Genomic DNA, 16,963 nt, shown 5'->3' with positions numbered 1-16,963 from the left:
GGCGGAGACGTGGATCCGAACGGCAGCGGGGCCGGGCCAGAGTCTCATGACGCGGCATTTCATGCCGCGCCTGATCGGCAACGCTTGGAAAATGTGGTGATCCGGTTCGCTGGAGACTCCGGCGACGGCATGCAGCTAACCGGCGACCGATTCACCTCGGAGGCAGCGCTTTTCGGCAACGATCTGGCGACCCAGCCGAACTACCCCGCAGAGATCCGGGCACCGGCGGGCACGTTGCCCGGAGTGTCGTCTTTTCAGATTCAGATAGCCGATTACGACATCCTGACCGCCGGTGACCGTCCCGACGTGCTCGTCGCCATGAACCCGGCAGCGTTGAAGGCCAATATCGGCGACCTACCGCTTGGCGGAATGGTGATCGTGAACTCTGACGAGTTCACCAAGCGCAACCTGACGAAAGTGGGCTACGTGACAAACCCGCTGGAGTCCGGCGAGCTGTCCGACTATGTGGTGCACACCGTCGCCATGACCACACTGACCCTGGGTGCCGTCGAGGCGATCGGCGCGTCCAAGAAGGATGGCCAGCGTGCCAAAAATATGTTTGCGCTGGGTCTGCTGTCGTGGATGTACGGGCGCGAGCTCGAGCACAGCGAGGCCTTCATCAGGGAGAAGTTCGCCCGCAAGCCCGAAATCGCCGAGGCCAACGTGTTGGCCCTCAAGGCCGGCTGGAACTACGGCGAAACCACCGAGGCCTTCGGCACGACCTATGAGATACCGCCCGCGACTTTGCCGCCCGGCGAGTACCGGCAGATCTCGGGCAATACCGCGCTGGCCTACGGGATCGTGGTGGCCGGTCAGCTCGCCGGCCTTCCGGTCGTGCTCGGCAGTTATCCGATTACTCCGGCGTCGGACATCCTGCACGAACTGTCCAAGCACAAGAACTTCAATGTCGTCACCTTCCAGGCCGAAGACGAGATCGGCGGCATCTGCGCTGCGCTGGGTGCCGCCTACGGTGGTGCGTTGGGAGTCACCAGCACATCGGGACCGGGAATTTCGCTGAAGTCCGAAGCGCTGGGACTGGGTGTGATGACCGAACTGCCGTTGCTGGTCATAGACGTGCAGCGGGGCGGGCCGTCGACCGGTCTACCCACCAAGACCGAGCAGGCCGACTTGCTGCAGGCGCTCTACGGCCGCAATGGCGAGTCACCGGTGGCGGTGCTGGCGCCGCGCTCTCCTGCCGACTGCTTTGAAACCGCCCTTGAGGCGGTGCGCATCGCGGTGTCCTACCACACCCCGGTGATCTTGTTGTCCGACGGCGCCATCGCCAACGGCTCGGAGCCATGGCGAATCCCGGATGTCAATGCGCTACCGCCCATTAAGCACACCTTCGCCAAACCCGGCGAGCCCTTCCAGCCTTATGCCCGTGACCGGGAAACCCTTGCCCGCCAGTTCGCCATTCCGGGCACCCCTGGTCTGGAACACCGCATCGGCGGGCTGGAAGCTGCCAATGGCTCGGGCGACATCTCCTACGAGCCGACTAATCATGACCTCATGGTCCGGTTGCGCCAAGCCAAGATCGACGGTATCCATGTTCCCGATCTGGAAGTCGACGATCCGACCGGGGACGCCGAGCTGTTGTTGATCGGGTGGGGCAGCTCCTACGGCCCAATCGGTGAAGCGTGCCGGCGCGCGCGTCGCCGAGGCACCAAGGTAGCGCACGCCCATCTGCGCTATCTCAACCCGTTCCCGGCCAATTTGGGTGAGGTGCTGCGGCGTTACCCCAAGGTGGTGGCTCCGGAGTTGAACTTGGGCCAGCTGGCCCAGGTGCTGCGCGGTAAGTACCTGGTCGACGTGCAATCGGTCACCAAGGTTAAGGGTGTCTCGTTCCTGGCCGACGAGATTGGGCGCTTTATCCGGGCCGCACTTGCCGGGAGATTGGCCGAGCTTGAGCAAGACAAGACGTTGGTCGCCAGATTGTCGGCGGCCACGGCGGGAGCGGGAGCAAACGGATGACCCGCTCCGGCGATGAAGCACAGCTCATGACCGGCGTGACCGGTGATTTGGCGGGCACCGAGCTCGGCCTGACTCCGAGCTTGACCAAGAACGCTGGGGTGCCCACCACGGATCAGCCGCAGAAGGGCAAGGATTTCACCAGTGACCAGGAGGTGCGCTGGTGCCCGGGCTGCGGCGACTACGTCATCCTCAACACCATCCGAAACTTCCTGCCCGAACTGGGGCTGCGGCGTGAGAACATCGTGTTCATCAGCGGTATCGGATGCTCCAGCCGGTTCCCCTATTACCTGGAAACCTACGGCTTTCATTCGATTCACGGCCGCGCGCCCGCGATAGCGACCGGTCTGGCGCTGGCTCGCGAGGATCTGTCGGTATGGGTGGTCACCGGCGACGGTGACGCCTTGTCGATCGGCGGTAACCACCTGATCCACGCGCTGCGCCGCAACATCAACGTGACGATTCTGCTGTTCAACAACCGGATCTATGGGCTGACCAAAGGACAGTATTCGCCGACATCGGAGGTCGGCAAGGTCACCAAGTCGACACCGATGGGCTCGCTGGATCACCCGTTCAATCCGGTGTCGTTGGCGCTGGGGGCAGAGGCGACGTTCGTTGGCCGCGCGCTGGACTCAGACCGTAACGGGCTGACCGAAGTGCTGCGTGCCGCGGCCCAGCATCGCGGTGCTGCCCTGGTCGAAATCCTGCAGGACTGCCCGATCTTCAACGACGGCTCGTTCGATGCGCTGCGCAAGGAGGGCGCCGAGGAGCGGGTCATCAAGGTCCGCCACGGCGAGCCGATCGTCTTCGGGGCCAACGGCGAATACTGCGTGGTCAAGTCCGGATTCGGCCTCGAAGTGGCCAAGACGGCCGATGTGGCCATCGACGAGATCATTGTGCACGATGCGCAGGTCGACGACCCGGCCTACGCCTTCGCGCTGTCCCGGCTGTCCGATCAGAACCTGGACCACACCGTGCTGGGAATCTTTCGGCACATCAGCCGGCCAACCTACGATGATGCGGCCCGCTCGCAGGTAGTCGCGGCCCGAAACGCCGCCCCGTCCGGCACCGCTGCACTGCAGTCACTGTTGCACGGGCGCGACACTTGGACCGTCGACTGACGTGGCTGAGCTCGCGCCCGACACAGTGCCGCTGGCCGGGGTTGTTCTCGCGGGAGGTGAATCCCGCCGAATGGGTCGCGACAAAGCCACCCTGCCCCTCCCCGGGGGAACCACCACGCTGGTGGAGCATATGGTCGGCATTCTCGGCCAGCGCTGCGCGCCGGTTTTCGTGATGGCCGCTCCGGGACAACCGTTGCCCACGCTGCCGGTCCCCGTTCTGCGTGATGAGCTGCCGGGGCTGGGGCCGCTGCCGGCGACCGGTCGCGGGTTGCGTGCGGCTGCGGAGGCCGGTGTCCGGCTCGCGTTTGTCTGTGCGGTCGACATGCCTTATCTGACAGTGGAATTGATCGAGGATCTCGCGCGCCGCGCGGTGCAGACCGATGCCGAAGTGGTGTTGCCCTGGGATGGCCGTAACCACTACCTGGCCGCGGTGTATCGGACGGATCTGGCCGACCGCGTCGACACGTTGGTCGGTGCCGGCGAGCGAAAGATGAGCGCCCTGGTCGACGCTTCGGATGCACTGCGGATCGTGATGGCGGATTCCCGACCGCTGACCAACGTCAATTCGGCCGCAGGCTTGCACGCACCGATGCAGCCCGGACGCTAATACTATTCCGTATTAATTTTCTGGTGGCCTTTCGAGATATTCTCGTCTTGTTTTCAATGAAGACGTTATTAACATTGGCCATGGCCGCCGCTTCTAGTACTGCCTTGACTACAGTTGGCGTCTCTGGTGCGCGGTTGATCACGTATTGCGTTGGGGTGGAGGACATTTGAGTCTGCTGACGGTAGAGGATCCGGCTGTTACGGCAGACTGCTATTTGGTGGTGCCCCAGGTTACCTATGAATCACAGTGCGGCACTTAGTATTAGGGCGGATTATTGGGAGCAGTCTAGCTGATTCGAGGTGTGGTGGACGTCGGGGTGTGCAAGTCGTTGTGGCGCAGGTCACCACGGCGTGTGGATCAGATCCCGGACCAGGGCCACGATGGTGACAAATCCGTGTCCGGGGTCACAATATTTGCGTGATTCGGCTCACGATAGCGCCGCGGTCGCAAAGATACAGCTGAGCCAAAACCGCACTTCTGACCTGCAACAACAATTGTGCCACCGCGCCGTGATCGGCTTGTGATTGAACTGATATATCGGTTTGCCGGAGATGACGAATCCAAATCGTTATCGTACGGTCCCCTTGGCCCGGCAGACGGGCAGCAAGAAATCTCAACAATTGAATCTACGGACCCGCGTGCGAGCGGAGCCGGGGACGGCTGAATCGGTTGGCCGACCCGCAGGCGGCGGCTAGCAGCCGCGCCGGGCAGATCAAGCGCTCCGCTGCCGTGCCGGACCGAGACGGCACGTCCCACGCAGCACCCTCGAATGCACCTGGCAGCTAACCCATGCCCGTGGGTTGGCTTTGGCGCGCGCGCACCGCGAAAGGAACAACGTTGAAGAACGCCCGTACGACGCTCATCGCCGCCGCGATTGCCGGGACGTTGGTGACCACGTCACCAGCCGGTATCGCCAATGCCGACGACGCGGGCTTGGACCCAAACGCCGCAGCCGGCCCGGATGCCGTGGGCTTTGACCCGAACCTGCCGCCGGCCCCGGACGCTGCACCCGTCGATACTCCGCCGGCTCCGGAGGACGCGGGCTTTGATCCCAACCTCCCCCCGCCGCTGGCCCCGGACTTCCTGTCCCCGCCTGCGGAGGAAGCGCCTCCCGTGCCCGTGGCCTACAGCGTGAACTGGGACGCGATCGCACAGTGCGAGTCCGGTGGAAACTGGTCGATCAACACCGGTAACGGTTACTACGGCGGCCTGCAGTTCACCGCCGGCACCTGGCGTGCCAACGGTGGCTCGGGATCCGCGGCCAACGCGAGCCGGGAGGAGCAGATCCGGGTGGCTGAGAACGTGCTGCGTTCGCAGGGTATCCGCGCCTGGCCGGTCTGCGGCCGCCGCGGCTGACCACCGCGAAAAGACGCAAAAGCTCCCAAATCCGGTCGGATTTGGGAGCTTTTGCGTCTGCTCGCGCACCCCGGAGTAGCGTCAAACCCGTGACCGCTACGCCGCGTGAATTCGACATCGTGTTGTACGGGGCGACCGGCTTCGTCGGCAAGCTGACCGCCGAATACCTGGCCCGGGCCGGGGGAGATGCCCGGATCGCGCTGGCCGGCAGGTCGACGCAACGGGTGCTCGCCGTTCGCGAAGCCCTGGGCGAATCCGCGCAGACCTGGCCGATCCTGACCGCCGACGCGTCGTTGCCGTCGACGCTGCAAGCCATGGCCGCCCGCGCCCAGGTCGTGGTCACCACCGTTGGGCCCTACACCCGCTACGGGCTGCCGCTGGTGGCCGCATGCGCTGCCGCCGGCACCGACTACGCCGACCTGACCGGCGAGCCGATGTTCATGCGCAACAGCATCGACTTGTACCACAAGCAGGCCGCCGACACCGGTGCACGCATCGTGCACGCCTGCGGATTCGACTCCGTCCCATCTGATCTGAGCGTGTACGCCCTATACCACGCGGCACGAGAAGACGGCGCCGGCGAGCTGACCGACACCAACTGCGTGGTGCGTTCCTTCAAAGGCGGGTTCTCCGGCGGCACCATCGCATCGATGCTGGAGGTGTTGAGCACCGCTTCTAACGATCCCGATGCGCGCCGCCAGCTATCCGACCCCTACATGCTGAGCCCAGACCGCGGCGCCGAACCCGAACTGGGCCCACAGCCTGACCTGCCGTCGCGTCGTGGCCGTCGGCTCGCGCCGGAACTGGCCGGTGTGTGGACCGCGGGATTCATCATGGCGCCCACCAACACCCGGATCGTGCGCCGCAGCAACGCGCTCCTGGACTGGGCCTACGGCCGGCGGTTCCGCTACAGCGAAACCATGAGCGTAGGGTCCACGGTGCTGGCGCCAGTGGTATCGGTTGTCGGCGGCGGTGTCGGCAAAGCGATGTTCGGCTTGGCCAGCCGCTACATCCGCCTGCTGCCGCGGGGACTGGTAAAGCGTGTCGTCCCCAAACCCGGCACCGGCCCCAGTGCGGCGGCTCGCGAGCGCGGCTACTACCGCATCGAGACCTACACCACCACAACCACCGGAGCCCGGTACCTGGCGCGCATGGCCCAAGATGGTGACCCCGGCTACAAGGCGACGTCGGTGTTGTTGGGGGAGTGTGGTCTGGCGCTGGCACTGGATCGCGACAAGCTGTCCGACATGCGTGGTGTGTTAACCCCCGCGGCCGCAATGGGTGACGCCCTGCTGGAGCGTTTGCCGGCCGCCGGTGTGTCGCTGCAGACCACGCGACTGGCTAGCTGAATCCGGGCGGTTTCGGGCGCTTTCATGCCGGTGTGAAGCGGTTCCTAGAATTGATCGGTGACCGCCAGCCCTCACCCTGCCGCCGATATGCTGCCCAAGTCGTGGGATCCGGCCGCGATGGAGAGCGCCATCTATCAGAAGTGGCTGGACGCTGGCTACTTCACCGCGGACCCGACCAGCACCAAGCCGGCCTATTCGATCGTGCTGCCGCCGCCGAACGTGACCGGCAGCCTGCACATGGGCCACGCGCTGGAACACACCATGATGGACGCCTTGACGCGGCGCAAGCGGATGCAGGGCTATGAGGTGCTCTGGCAGCCGGGCACCGACCATGCCGGGATCGCCACCCAGAGCGTGGTCGAGCAGCAGCTGGCGGTCGACGGCAAGACTAAAGAAGACCTCGGCCGCGAGCTGTTCGTGGACAAGGTGTGGGATTGGAAGCGAGAGTCTGGCGGTGCCATCGGCGGCCAGATGCGCCGACTCGGTGACGGGGTGGACTGGAGCCGCGACCGGTTCACCATGGACGAAGGTCTGTCGCGGGCGGTGCGCACGATCTTCAAGCGGCTTTATGACGCCGGGCTGATCTATCGGGCCGAGCGGCTGGTCAACTGGTCGCCGGTGCTGCAGACCGCGATCTCCGACCTCGAGGTCAACTACCGCGACGTCGAAGGCGAGCTGGTGTCGTTTAGGTACGGCTCGCTTGACGACTCGCAACCCCACATCGTGGTCGCCACCACCCGGGTCGAGACGATGCTGGGCGATACCGCGATCGCCGTCCATCCCGATGACGAGCGCTACCGTCACCTGGTCGGCACCAGCCTGGCGCACCCATTCGTCGACCGGGAGCTGGCCATTGTCGCCGACGAGCACGTGGACCCCGAATTCGGCACCGGCGCGGTCAAAGTCACACCCGCCCACGACCCCAACGACTTCGAAATCGGGGTGCGCCACCAGCTGCCGATGCCCTCGATCCTGGACACCAAGGGCCGGATCGTCGACACCGGAACGCGATTCGACGGCATGGACCGCTTCGAGGCACGGGTCGCGGTGCGCCAAGCGCTCGCGGCCCAGGGCCGCGTGGTCGAAGAAAAGCGACCCTACCTGCACAGCGTCGGACACTCCGAACGCAGCGGCGAGCCGATCGAGCCGCGGCTATCCCTGCAGTGGTGGGTCAGGGTGGAATCGCTGGCCAAGGCGGCCGGGGATGCGGTGCGCAACGGGGACACCGTGATTCACCCGGCCAGCATGGAACCCCGCTGGTTCTCCTGGGTCGACGACATGCACGACTGGTGCATCTCGCGACAGCTCTGGTGGGGGCATCGGATCCCGATCTGGTACGGACCCGACGGCGAACAGGTGTGCGTCGGCCCGGACGAAACACCCCCGCAGGGCTGGGAACAGGATCCTGACGTGCTGGATACCTGGTTTTCGTCGGCGCTGTGGCCGTTTTCCACGCTGGGTTGGCCGGACAAGACGGCGGAGCTGGAAAAGTTCTATCCGACAAGCGTTCTGGTTACTGGCTATGACATCTTGTTCTTTTGGGTGGCCAGAATGATGATGTTCGGCACCTTCGTCGGCGACGACGCCGCCATCACCCTCGACGGCCGCCGGGGCCCGCAGGTGCCGTTCACCGACGTGTTTCTGCATGGGCTGATCCGCGACGAGTCTGGCCGCAAGATGAGCAAGTCCAAGGGCAACGTCATCGACCCGCTGGATTGGGTGGAAATGTTCGGGGCCGATGCGCTGCGGTTCACGCTGGCCCGCGGGGCCAGTCCCGGTGGTGACTTGGCGGTGAGCGAGGATGCCGTGCGGGCGTCGCGCAATTTCGGGACCAAGCTGTTCAACGCCACTCGGTACGCACTGCTCAATGGCGCCGCGCCAGCGCCCCTGCCGTCGCCGAACGAGCTGACCGACGCCGACCGCTGGATTCTCGGAAGGTTGGAAGAGGTTCGGGCCGAAGTTGATTCGGCCTTCGACAGATACGAGTTCAGCCGCGCTTGTGAGTCCCTGTATCACTTCGCCTGGGACGAATTCTGCGACTGGTACCTCGAACTGGCCAAAACGCAGCTTGCCCAGGGACTCACACACACCACCGCTGTGCTGGCCGCCGGGCTGGACACGCTGCTGCGCCTGCTGCACCCGGTGATTCCCTTCCTCACCGAGGCGCTATGGCTGGCGCTGACCGGCAGGGAATCGCTGGTCAGCGCCGACTGGCCGGAGCCTTCCGGGATTAGCGTGGACCTTGTTGCCGCGCAACGGATTAACGATATGCAGAAGTTGGTGACCGAAGTGCGGCGGTTCCGCAGCGATCAAGGTCTGGCCGACCGGCAGAAGGTTCCGGCCCGAATGCACGGTGTGCGGGACTCGGATCTGAGCAACCAGGTGGCCGCCGTGACCTCGCTGGCGTGGCTCACCGAGCCGGGCCCGGATTTTGAGCCGTCGGTCTCGTTGGAGGTTCGGCTCGGCCCCGAGATGAACCGCACCGTCGTCGTCGAGCTCGACACCTCCGGCACCATCGACGTGGCCGCCGAGCGTCGCCGCCTGGAAAAGGAGTTGGCCGGCGCCCAAAAGGAGCTGGCGTCGACCGCCGCCAAGTTGGCCAACGCGGACTTTCTGGCCAAGGCGCCCGACGCCGTCATTGCCAAGATCCGGGACCGCCAGCGCGTGGCGCAGCAGGAAACGGACCGCATCACCACCCGGTTGGCTGCGCTGCAATGAATTCGACGAATTCCGGCCCCCCCGACTCGGGATCGGCCACCGGCGTCGTGCCCACTCCGGACGAGATCGCGTCCCTGCTGCAGGTTGAGCATCTACTCGACCAACGCTGGCCGGAGACCCGCATCGATCCGAGCCTGACCCGGATCAGCGCGTTGATGGACCTGCTGGGCTCGCCCCAACGCAGCTATCCGTCGATCCATATCGCGGGCACCAACGGCAAGACCTCGGTGGCGCGCATGGTCGACGCGCTGGTCACCGCGCTGCACCGGCGCACCGGCCGAACCACCAGCCCACACCTGCAGTCACCGGTGGAACGCATTTCGATCGACGGCAAGCCGATCAGCCCGGCGCAGTATGTGGCGACCTACCGGGAGATCGAGCCGTTGGTGCAGCTGATCGACCAGCAGTCGCAGGCTTCTGCGGGTAAGGGTGGCCCGGCGATGAGCAAGTTCGAGGTGCTCACCGCGATGGCGTTCGCGGCCTTTGCGGACGCGCCCGTCGACGTGGCAGTGGTCGAGGTGGGCATGGGCGGACGTTGGGACGCCACCAACGTGATCAACGCACCGGTCGCCGTCATCACCCCGATCAGCATTGATCACGTCGACTATCTCGGTGCCGATATCGCCGGGATCGCCGGGGAGAAGGCGGGCATCATCACTCGGGCCCCCGACGGTTCGCCGGACACCGTCGCGGTCATCGGGCGTCAGGTCCCGAAGGTCATGGAGGTGCTGCTGGCCGAATCGGTGCGCGCCGACGCGTCGGTGGCCCGGGAGGATTCCGAATTCGCGGTGCTACGGCGACAGATCGCGGTCGGCGGTCAGGTACTGCAACTGCAGGGCCTCGGCGGGGTTTACTCCGACATCTACTTGCCGCTGCACGGTGAACACCAGGCGCACAACGCGGTGCTCGCCCTCGCTTCCGTCGAGGCCTTTTTCGGTGCCGGTGCGCAGCGTCAGCTCGACGGCGACGCCGTCCGGGCCGGCTTTGCCGCCGTCACCAGTCCCGGCCGGTTGGAGCGCATGCGCAGCGCACCCACGGTGTTCATCGACGCCGCGCACAATCCGGCCGGGGCGAGTGCTCTGGCACAAACGCTGGCGCATGAGTTCGACTTCCGATTTCTGGTCGGGGTGCTCAGCGTGCTGGGCGACAAGGACGTGGACGGCATCCTGGCCGCACTGGAGCCGGTGTTCGATTCCGTCGTCGTGACCCACAACGGGTCGCCGCGGGCGCTGGATGTCGAGGCCCTGGCGCTGGCGGCCGGCGAGCGGTTCGGACCCGACCGGGTGCGCACCGCCGAGAACCTGCGCGATGCTATCGACGTTGCCACCTCACTGGTCGACGACGCCGCCGCCGACCCGGATGTGGCCGGGGACGCATTCTCGAGAACCGGGATCGTCATCACCGGCTCGGTTGTCACCGCAGGGGCGGCTCGGACCTTGTTCGGTCGTGATCCGCAATGACCGACCGGTCGCGTGAGCCGGCTGACCCGTGGAAGGGATTCAGCGCGGTGATGGCGGCGACGCTGATCCTCGAGGCGATCGTGGTGCTGCTGGCAATACCGGTAGTGGACGCGGTCGGCGGTGGGCTGCGTCCGGCCTCGCTGGGCTATTTGGTCGGTCTGGCCGTGCTGTTGATACTGCTGACCGGGCTGCAGCGCAGACCCTGGGCAATCTGGGTGAACCTGGGCGCACAACCGGTGCTGGTTGCCGGCTTCGCCGTGTACCCGGGTGTGGGTTTCATTGGCGTGCTGTTCGCCGCGTTGTGGGTCCTGATCGCGTATTTGCGTGCCGAGGTGCGGCGGCGTCGGGATTACCGGGTGTCGCAATGACCGGTTTGGGCATACATCTTGCGGCATCTAGTGTTGGGCACCGTGACCGAACGGACTCTGGTACTGATCAAGCCGGATGGCATCGAAAGGCAGCTGATCGGCGAGATCATCAGCCGCATCGAGCGCAAAGGCCTCACCATCGCTGCGCTGCAGCTCAGGACCGTCAGCGCGGAGTTGGCCAGCCAGCACTACGCCGAACATGAAGGCAAACCATTCTTTGGATCGTTGCTGGAGTTCATCACGTCGGGTCCGGTGGTAGCGGCGATCGTGGAGGGAACCCGAGCCATCGCGGCGGTTCGCCAACTCGCCGGCGGCACCGACCCGGTGCAGGCGGCGGCGCCCGGCACAATCCGGGGCGACTTCGCTCTAGAGACGCAGTTCAACCTGGTGCACGGGTCTGATTCGGCCGAATCCGCGCAGCGCGAAATCGCGCTCTGGTTTCCCGGCGCCTAGCTCCGGGTGCGCCGATCCCGGGCGGCTTGGGCAGCACCCCAGCTCAAGGGAAGGTGACTCGGCCCAGTGATGTGGGATACTGATGACGGGTGAACGTCGCCGAAGCGGTGTCGGACGCCCGAATGAAGACTTAGGCAACCGCGACCATCGCCATCCTTCGATGCGGCGCGGCATGTCGGGCCGTCATTCAGCACGGTGCCGAGTGGGTTCGTCATGAGCTGCTCGGGACAAGACCATCACAAGCTCGGGAGACAAGTGACCCGGGCAGATAGCGAAGCCCTCGCGTGGCCGCGTCGATCAAGACGCGCCCGGGGGCTTGAGGAGAATACGTGATAGACGGTGCCCCACCTTCAGATCCACCAGAACCGAGCCAGCATGAGGAACTGCCGGACCGCCTAAGAGTCCATTCGCTGGCACGAACGCTGGGAACCACCAGCAGGCGGGTGCTGGATGCGCTCACCGCGCTCGACGGACGGGTCCGCAGCGCACATTCCACGGTGGATCGCGTCGATGCGGTCCGGGTGCGCGATCTGCTGGCCACTCATCTCGAGACTGCCGGCGTGCTGGCGGCCTCGGTCCATGCGCCCGAAGCGTCCGAGGAACCCGAGTCCCGGCTGATGCTAGAGACCCAGGAGACTCGGAATGCCGACGTGGAGCGGCCGCACTATATGCCGCTGTTCGTCGCGCCCCAGCCGATTCCCGAGCCGTTAGCGGACGACGAGGACGTCGACGATGGCCCCGACTACGTCGCCGACGATTCCGACGCTGACGACGAAGGGCAGCTAGACCGGCCGGCGAACCGGCGGCGACGTCGCGGCCGTCGGGGTCGCGGTCGCGGACGCGGGGAGCAGGGTGGATCCGACGGTGATCCGGTTGACCAGCAATCCGAGCCCCGGGCCCAACAATTTACCAGCGCGGACGCCGCCGAAACCGACGACGGCGACGATCGAGATTCCGAAGATACCGAAGCCGGTGACAACGGCGAGGACGAAAACGGTTCGCTGGAGGCCGGCAATCGTCGCCGGCGCCGCCGGCGACGGCGTAAGTCGGCTTCTGGTGACGACAACGACGCTGCGTTAGAGGGCCCGTTGCCTGACGATCCGCCCAACACTGTCGTACACGAACGCGTGCCCCGCGCGGGTGACAAGGCCGGCAACTCGCAGGATGGCGGCTCTGGCTCCACTGAGATCAAGGGCATCGACGGCTCGACCCGCCTGGAAGCCAAGCGGCAACGCCGCCGCGACGGGCGCGACGCCGGCCGGCGCCGCCCACCGGTGTTGAGTGAGGCCGAGTTTCTGGCTCGCCGTGAGGCGGTCGAGCGGGTGATGGTGGTGCGCGACCGGGTCCGCACCGAGCCACCGCTGCCGGGCACGCGGTACACCCAGATTGCGGTGCTCGAAGACGGTATCGTCGTGGAGCATTTCGTGACGTCTGCGGCCTCGGCTTCCCTGGTGGGCAACATCTACCTGGGAATTGTGCAGAACGTGCTGCCGTCGATGGAGGCGGCGTTCGTCGACATCGGGCGCGGTCGCAATGGAGTGCTCTACGCCGGTGAAGTCAATTGGGATGCAGCGGGGTTGGGCGGGGCCGATCGCAAGATCGAGCAGGCCCTCAAACCCGGCGACTATGTCGTGGTGCAGGTCAGCAAGGACCCGGTAGGGCATAAGGGCGCGCGGCTGACCACGCAGGTGTCGCTGGCCGGTCGATTTCTGGTTTATGTGCCGGGCGCGTCGTCGACCGGGATCAGCCGCAAGCTGCCCGACACCGAACGTCAGCGGCTCAAGGAGATCCTGCGCGAGGTGGTGCCGTCTGACGCTGGGGTCATCATCCGTACCGCGTCTGAGGGCGTCAAAGAGGACGACATTCGCGCAGACGTCGCTCGGCTACGGGAACGCTGGGAGCAGATCGAGGCCAAGGCACAAGAGACCAAGGAGAAGGCCGCGGGCGCTGCGGTGGCGCTGTACGAAGAACCGGACGTGCTGGTCAAGGTTATCCGTGACCTGTTCAACGAGGACTTCGTCGGCCTCATCGTTTCCGGCGACGAGGCTTGGAACACGATCAATGAATACGTGAATTCTGTTGCTCCCGAATTGGTTTCGAAGTTGACCAAGTACGAGTCCGCTGACGGGCCGGATGGCCAGTCCGCGCCGGACGTCTTCACGGTGCACCGCATTGACGAGCAGCTGGCCAAAGCGATGGACCGCAAGGTGTGGTTGCCGTCGGGCGGGACGCTGGTGATCGACCGGACCGAAGCCATGACGGTCATTGACGTCAACACCGGTAAATTCACCGGAGCCGGGGGCAACCTCGAGCAGACGGTCACCAAGAACAATCTGGAAGCGGCCGAGGAGATCGTGCGCCAGCTGCGGCTGCGCGATATCGGCGGCATCGTGGTCATCGACTTCATCGACATGGTGCTGGAGTCCAACCGCGACTTGGTGTTGCGCCGGTTGACCGAGTCGCTGGCCCGCGATCGCACCCGCCACCAGGTGTCCGAGGTGACGTCGCTGGGGCTGGTGCAGTTGACTCGCAAGCGGTTGGGAACCGGACTGATCGAAGCGTTCTCCACATCGTGTCCGAACTGCAGTGGCCGCGGGATCCTGCTGCACGCCGACCCGGTCGATTCGGCCGCGGCGACTGGGCGAAAGTCTGAGCCCGGTGCTCGGCGGGGCAAGCGATCGAAAAAGAGCCGGTCCGAAGAGTCCAGTGATAGGAGCATGGTCGCCAAGGTCCCCGTGCACGCTCCCGGTGAGCATCCCATGTTCAAGGCGATGGCAGCGGGCTTGTCCTCGCTGGCTGGTCGCGGTGACGAGGAATCCGGGGAGCCCGCTGCCGAACTCGCCGAGCAGGCCGGCGATCAACCGCCCACTGACCTCGACGACACCGCCCAAGCGGACTTCGAGGACACCGAGGACACCGACGAAGACGAGGACGAGCTCGACGCCGACGAGGACCTCGAGGACCTCGACGACGAGGACCTCGACGAGGATCTCGACGTTGAAGACTCCGATTCCGACGACGAAGACTCCGACGAAGACGCCGCCGATGCCGACGTCGACGAGGAGGATGCAGCCGGCTTGGACGGTTCCCCGGGCGAAGTCGACGTCCCCGGTGTCACGGAGCTGGCCCCTACCCGTCCACGTCGGCGCGTTGCGGGCCGGCCGGCCGGCCCACCAATCCGCCTAGACTGACCTGCTCGAAATCGCACAGCGCAGGGTTCGTCGGGACGCAGCCCCCGTGGGGTGTGGCGGCGGGTGGCTCCTCATCGTGGGGATCGACCATGGTCGATTCGTCGAAGGGATCACGACCGCGCAACACCTCGTCGGCTTTGGACAGGTCAATGGTCTTTGTCCACGAGGCAACCAGGATGGTTGCGACGGCGTTGCCGGAGAAGTTCGTGAGCGAACGGGCTTCCGACATGAACCGGTCGATCCCCACAATCAGCCCGACACCGTCCAGGAGCTCGGGGCGATGAGCCTGCAGGCCGCCGGCCAGCGTCGCAAGGCCCGCACCGCTGACCCCGGCAGCGCCCTTGGACGCGATGATCATGAACGCCAGCAGCGCGATCTGCTCGCCCCATGTCAAGCGATGTCCCATCGCGTCGGCGATGAACAGCGACGCCATGGTCAGATAGATAGCGGTGCCGTCAAGATTGAACGAGTAGCCGGTCGGCACCACCACGCCGACCGTGCTGGATTGCACGCCCAAGTGTTTCATCTTGGTGATCAGTCTGGGCAGCACCACCTCCGACGACGATGTTGCGAAGATCAGCAAGTACTCGCGGGCTAGATAGCGCAGCAGCCGAAAGATCGACAAACCCGACACGATGCGCAGTAGCACTCCCAGGACGCCGAAAACGAACACCACGCACGTCAGGTAGAAGCCGGCCATCAGCAGCAGCAGGTTGGTGACGGCGTTGAAGCCAGTCGTGGCGACGATATTGGCGATCGCACCGAACGCGCCGATCGGAGCCAGCCACAGTACCATCACGAGCACCTTGAACACCAGCTTTTGCAGGTTCTCGACGGCACGCAGGATGGACTCGCCTGCGGGGCCCAGGCCTTGGACCGCGAAACCGACCAGCAGCGCGACGAGTAACACCTGCAGCACGTTGCCTTCAGTAAGGGCTGAGGGGAGCGACCTCGGAATGATCTGCTGGATGAACCCAGCGATTCCCTGTGACTCCGCAGCCTGGCCGGCCAATGCTGCGCCGCTTCCGACCGCACCAGGCCTAAGGTGCAGATCCCTACCCGGACTGAGTAGGTTGCCGACGATCAACCCGATCCCGAGCGCCACCGATGACATCGTTAGAAAGTAGGCCAAAGCCAGCCCGCCGACCTTGCCCACGGCCGCGGCTTTGCGCACCGAGCCGATCCCGAGCACGATCGTGCAGAAGATGACCGGTGCGATCATCATCTTGATCAGGTTGACGAACACCGTCCCGAGCACCGTGAGGCTTTTTCCGGTCGACGGCGCCGTCAGCCCCACGATCACACCGGCTATCACTGCGAAAATGACCGCGAGATACAGCCAGTGGGTGCGGTCTCGGCCTTTGTTGTTAGCCGGCAAATCCGTGACCGGCGGACGATCCAAGGGGGCGGTCATCGGCGGTTCCTCCAGGTCGACATCGGACGCGATTCGGCACGATGTTAGCCGCAGCGTCACCACCCGGGCCCCCGGTGACGCGTCGAGATCGACGCTACCGGCGCACTTTCGTGTGCTGGCGTCGATCTCGCTGAGGCCCCGCTGGTTTGACCCCGTAGTTGCAGGTCACGTACCCTTGACCAGTTGTCGCCAGGCTGACGGCTGGAGACGATGCGGGGTCCGTTGTAGGTGCCCGCCCAAGACCCAGCACGCGTCCCGCCGCTGGCCCGCGCGCGAAGCGCAACGCATGCAGCGGAAGTATGAAGAGGCAGGAGCAATGATGGCGACCTACGCAATCGTCAAGACCGGCGGCAAGCAGTACAAAGTCGCCGTCGGAGATGTGGTCAAGGTCGAAAAGCTGGAATCCGAGCAGGGGGAGAAGGTGTCCCTGCCGGTGGCTCTGGTTGTCGACGGCGCCACCGTCACCACCGATGCGAAGGCACTGGCCAAGGTCGCGGTGACCGGTGAGGTGCTCGGGCACACCAAGGGCCCCAAGATCCGTATCCACAAGTTCAAGAACAAGACTGGCTACCACAAACGGCAGGGACACCGTCAGCAGCTGACGGTCCTGAAGGTCACCGGCATCGCATAACGGAGGCGACAGACATGGCACACAAGAAGGGGGCTTCCAGCTCGCGCAACGGTCGCGATTCCGCCGCCCAGCGGCTGGGGGTTAAGCGGTACGGCGGCCAGGTCGTCAAGGCCGGCGAGATCCTGGTCCGCCAGCGCGGTACCAAATTCCATCCCGGCGTCAACGTCGGGCGTGGCGGCGATGACACCTTGTTCGCCAAGACGGCCGGGGCGGTCGAGTTCGGCATCAAACGCGGACGTAAGACGGTGAGCATCGTCGGTTCGACCACTGCCTGAGCGTCGCGCGTGTGCGCCCACTGCGAAGATTCACGAGGGGCAAAACCCGCAG

General features: G+C 65.2%; 15 protein-coding genes. 13 read left to right on the top strand and 2 right to left on the bottom strand.

Features of this window, described 5'->3' with window-relative positions; genetic code table 11:
- The first annotated feature begins 9 nt into the window (after positions 1-9).
- From MCAN_RS13080 to MCAN_RS13065, 4 genes are read left to right on the top strand one after another with little or no spacing between them, the layout of a single operon-like run.
- The gene (locus tag MCAN_RS13080; protein ID WP_003412627.1) at positions 10-1,971 is read left to right on the top strand and encodes a 2-oxoacid:acceptor oxidoreductase subunit alpha; all 1,962 of its coding nucleotides are present in this window, start codon (positions 10-12) and stop codon (positions 1,969-1,971) included.
- Positions 1,968-3,089, top strand: coding sequence for a 2-oxoacid:ferredoxin oxidoreductase subunit beta (locus tag MCAN_RS13075; protein WP_003412624.1), 1,122 nt, complete (start codon positions 1,968-1,970; stop codon positions 3,087-3,089). Before MCAN_RS13080 ends, MCAN_RS13075 begins: the two co-directional genes overlap by 4 nt.
- A gap of 1 nt (position 3,090) precedes the next feature.
- Positions 3,091-3,696, top strand: a complete 606-nt coding sequence (mobA, locus tag MCAN_RS13070; protein ID WP_003412618.1) for a molybdenum cofactor guanylyltransferase — start codon at positions 3,091-3,093, stop codon at positions 3,694-3,696.
- A 23-nt stretch (positions 3,697-3,719) separates the two neighbouring features.
- Positions 3,720-3,866 (top strand): hypothetical protein, encoded by a 147-nt coding sequence (locus MCAN_RS13065; RefSeq protein WP_003908854.1) that lies wholly within the window; start codon positions 3,720-3,722, stop codon positions 3,864-3,866.
- Between the two features lie 187 nt (positions 3,867-4,053).
- Here the strand turns inward: MCAN_RS13065 and MCAN_RS13060 are convergent, their stop codons facing one another.
- Entirely contained in the window at positions 4,054-4,452 is a 399-nt protein-coding gene (locus MCAN_RS13060) for a hypothetical protein (protein ID WP_014001279.1), read from the bottom strand.
- A gap of 81 nt (positions 4,453-4,533) precedes the next feature.
- Here MCAN_RS13060 and rpfE point away from each other — a divergent pair, with 81 nt between their 5' ends.
- From rpfE to MCAN_RS13025, 7 genes are all read left to right on the top strand, one after another.
- On the top strand, positions 4,534-5,052 hold the full coding sequence (gene rpfE, locus MCAN_RS13055) for a resuscitation-promoting factor protein RpfE (protein WP_003412613.1): 519 nt from the start codon (positions 4,534-4,536) through the stop codon (positions 5,050-5,052).
- An 89-nt stretch (positions 5,053-5,141) separates the two neighbouring features.
- Entirely contained in the window at positions 5,142-6,401 is a 1,260-nt protein-coding gene (locus tag MCAN_RS13050; RefSeq protein WP_014001278.1) for a saccharopine dehydrogenase family protein, read from the top strand.
- Positions 6,402-6,458: 57 nt separating this feature from the next.
- On the top strand, positions 6,459-9,119 hold the full coding sequence (locus tag MCAN_RS13045) for a valine--tRNA ligase (protein ID WP_041180120.1): 2,661 nt from the start codon (positions 6,459-6,461) through the stop codon (positions 9,117-9,119).
- Entirely contained in the window at positions 9,116-10,579 is a 1,464-nt protein-coding gene (gene folC, locus MCAN_RS13040; RefSeq protein ID WP_014001276.1) for a bifunctional tetrahydrofolate synthase/dihydrofolate synthase, read from the top strand. The genes MCAN_RS13045 and folC overlap by 4 nt, the downstream gene beginning before the upstream one ends.
- A complete protein-coding gene (locus MCAN_RS13035) occupies positions 10,576-10,947 on the top strand; it encodes a DUF4233 domain-containing protein (RefSeq protein ID WP_003412596.1) in 372 nt (123 codons plus the stop codon). Before folC ends, MCAN_RS13035 begins: the two co-directional genes overlap by 4 nt.
- A 42-nt stretch (positions 10,948-10,989) precedes the next feature.
- The gene (gene ndk, locus MCAN_RS13030; protein ID WP_003412592.1) at positions 10,990-11,400 is read left to right on the top strand and encodes a nucleoside-diphosphate kinase; all 411 of its coding nucleotides are present in this window, start codon (positions 10,990-10,992) and stop codon (positions 11,398-11,400) included.
- Positions 11,401-11,729: 329 nt separating this feature from the next.
- Positions 11,730-14,591 carry an Rne/Rng family ribonuclease gene (locus MCAN_RS13025; RefSeq protein ID WP_003899322.1) on the top strand — a complete coding sequence of 954 codons (2,862 nt, stop codon included), beginning with the start codon at positions 11,730-11,732 and terminating at the stop codon, positions 14,589-14,591.
- On the opposite strand, the gene MCAN_RS13020 is transcribed toward MCAN_RS13025, so the two are convergent.
- Positions 14,530-16,005 carry a C4-dicarboxylate transporter DctA gene (locus tag MCAN_RS13020; RefSeq protein ID WP_014001275.1) on the bottom strand — a complete coding sequence of 492 codons (1,476 nt, stop codon included), beginning with the start codon at positions 16,003-16,005 and terminating at the stop codon, positions 14,530-14,532. The genes MCAN_RS13025 and MCAN_RS13020 overlap by 62 nt on opposite strands.
- Positions 16,006-16,321: 316 nt before the next feature.
- On the opposite strand from MCAN_RS13020, the gene rplU reads away from it, so the two are divergent.
- Positions 16,322-16,636 carry a 50S ribosomal protein L21 gene (gene rplU, locus MCAN_RS13015; protein WP_003412578.1) on the top strand — a complete coding sequence of 105 codons (315 nt, stop codon included), beginning with the start codon at positions 16,322-16,324 and terminating at the stop codon, positions 16,634-16,636.
- A 14-nt stretch (positions 16,637-16,650) separates the two neighbouring features.
- Complete coding sequence (rpmA, locus tag MCAN_RS13010) at positions 16,651-16,911, top strand: 50S ribosomal protein L27 (protein ID WP_003412574.1); 261 nt, start codon at positions 16,651-16,653, stop codon at positions 16,909-16,911.
- The last annotated feature ends 52 nt before the right edge of the window (positions 16,912-16,963 follow it).

This window comes from Mycobacterium canetti CIPT 140010059 (assembly GCF_000253375.1).
Taxonomy (GTDB): domain Bacteria; phylum Actinomycetota; class Actinomycetes; order Mycobacteriales; family Mycobacteriaceae; genus Mycobacterium; species Mycobacterium tuberculosis.
This window is presented reverse-complemented; position numbering and strand designations above follow the sequence as displayed.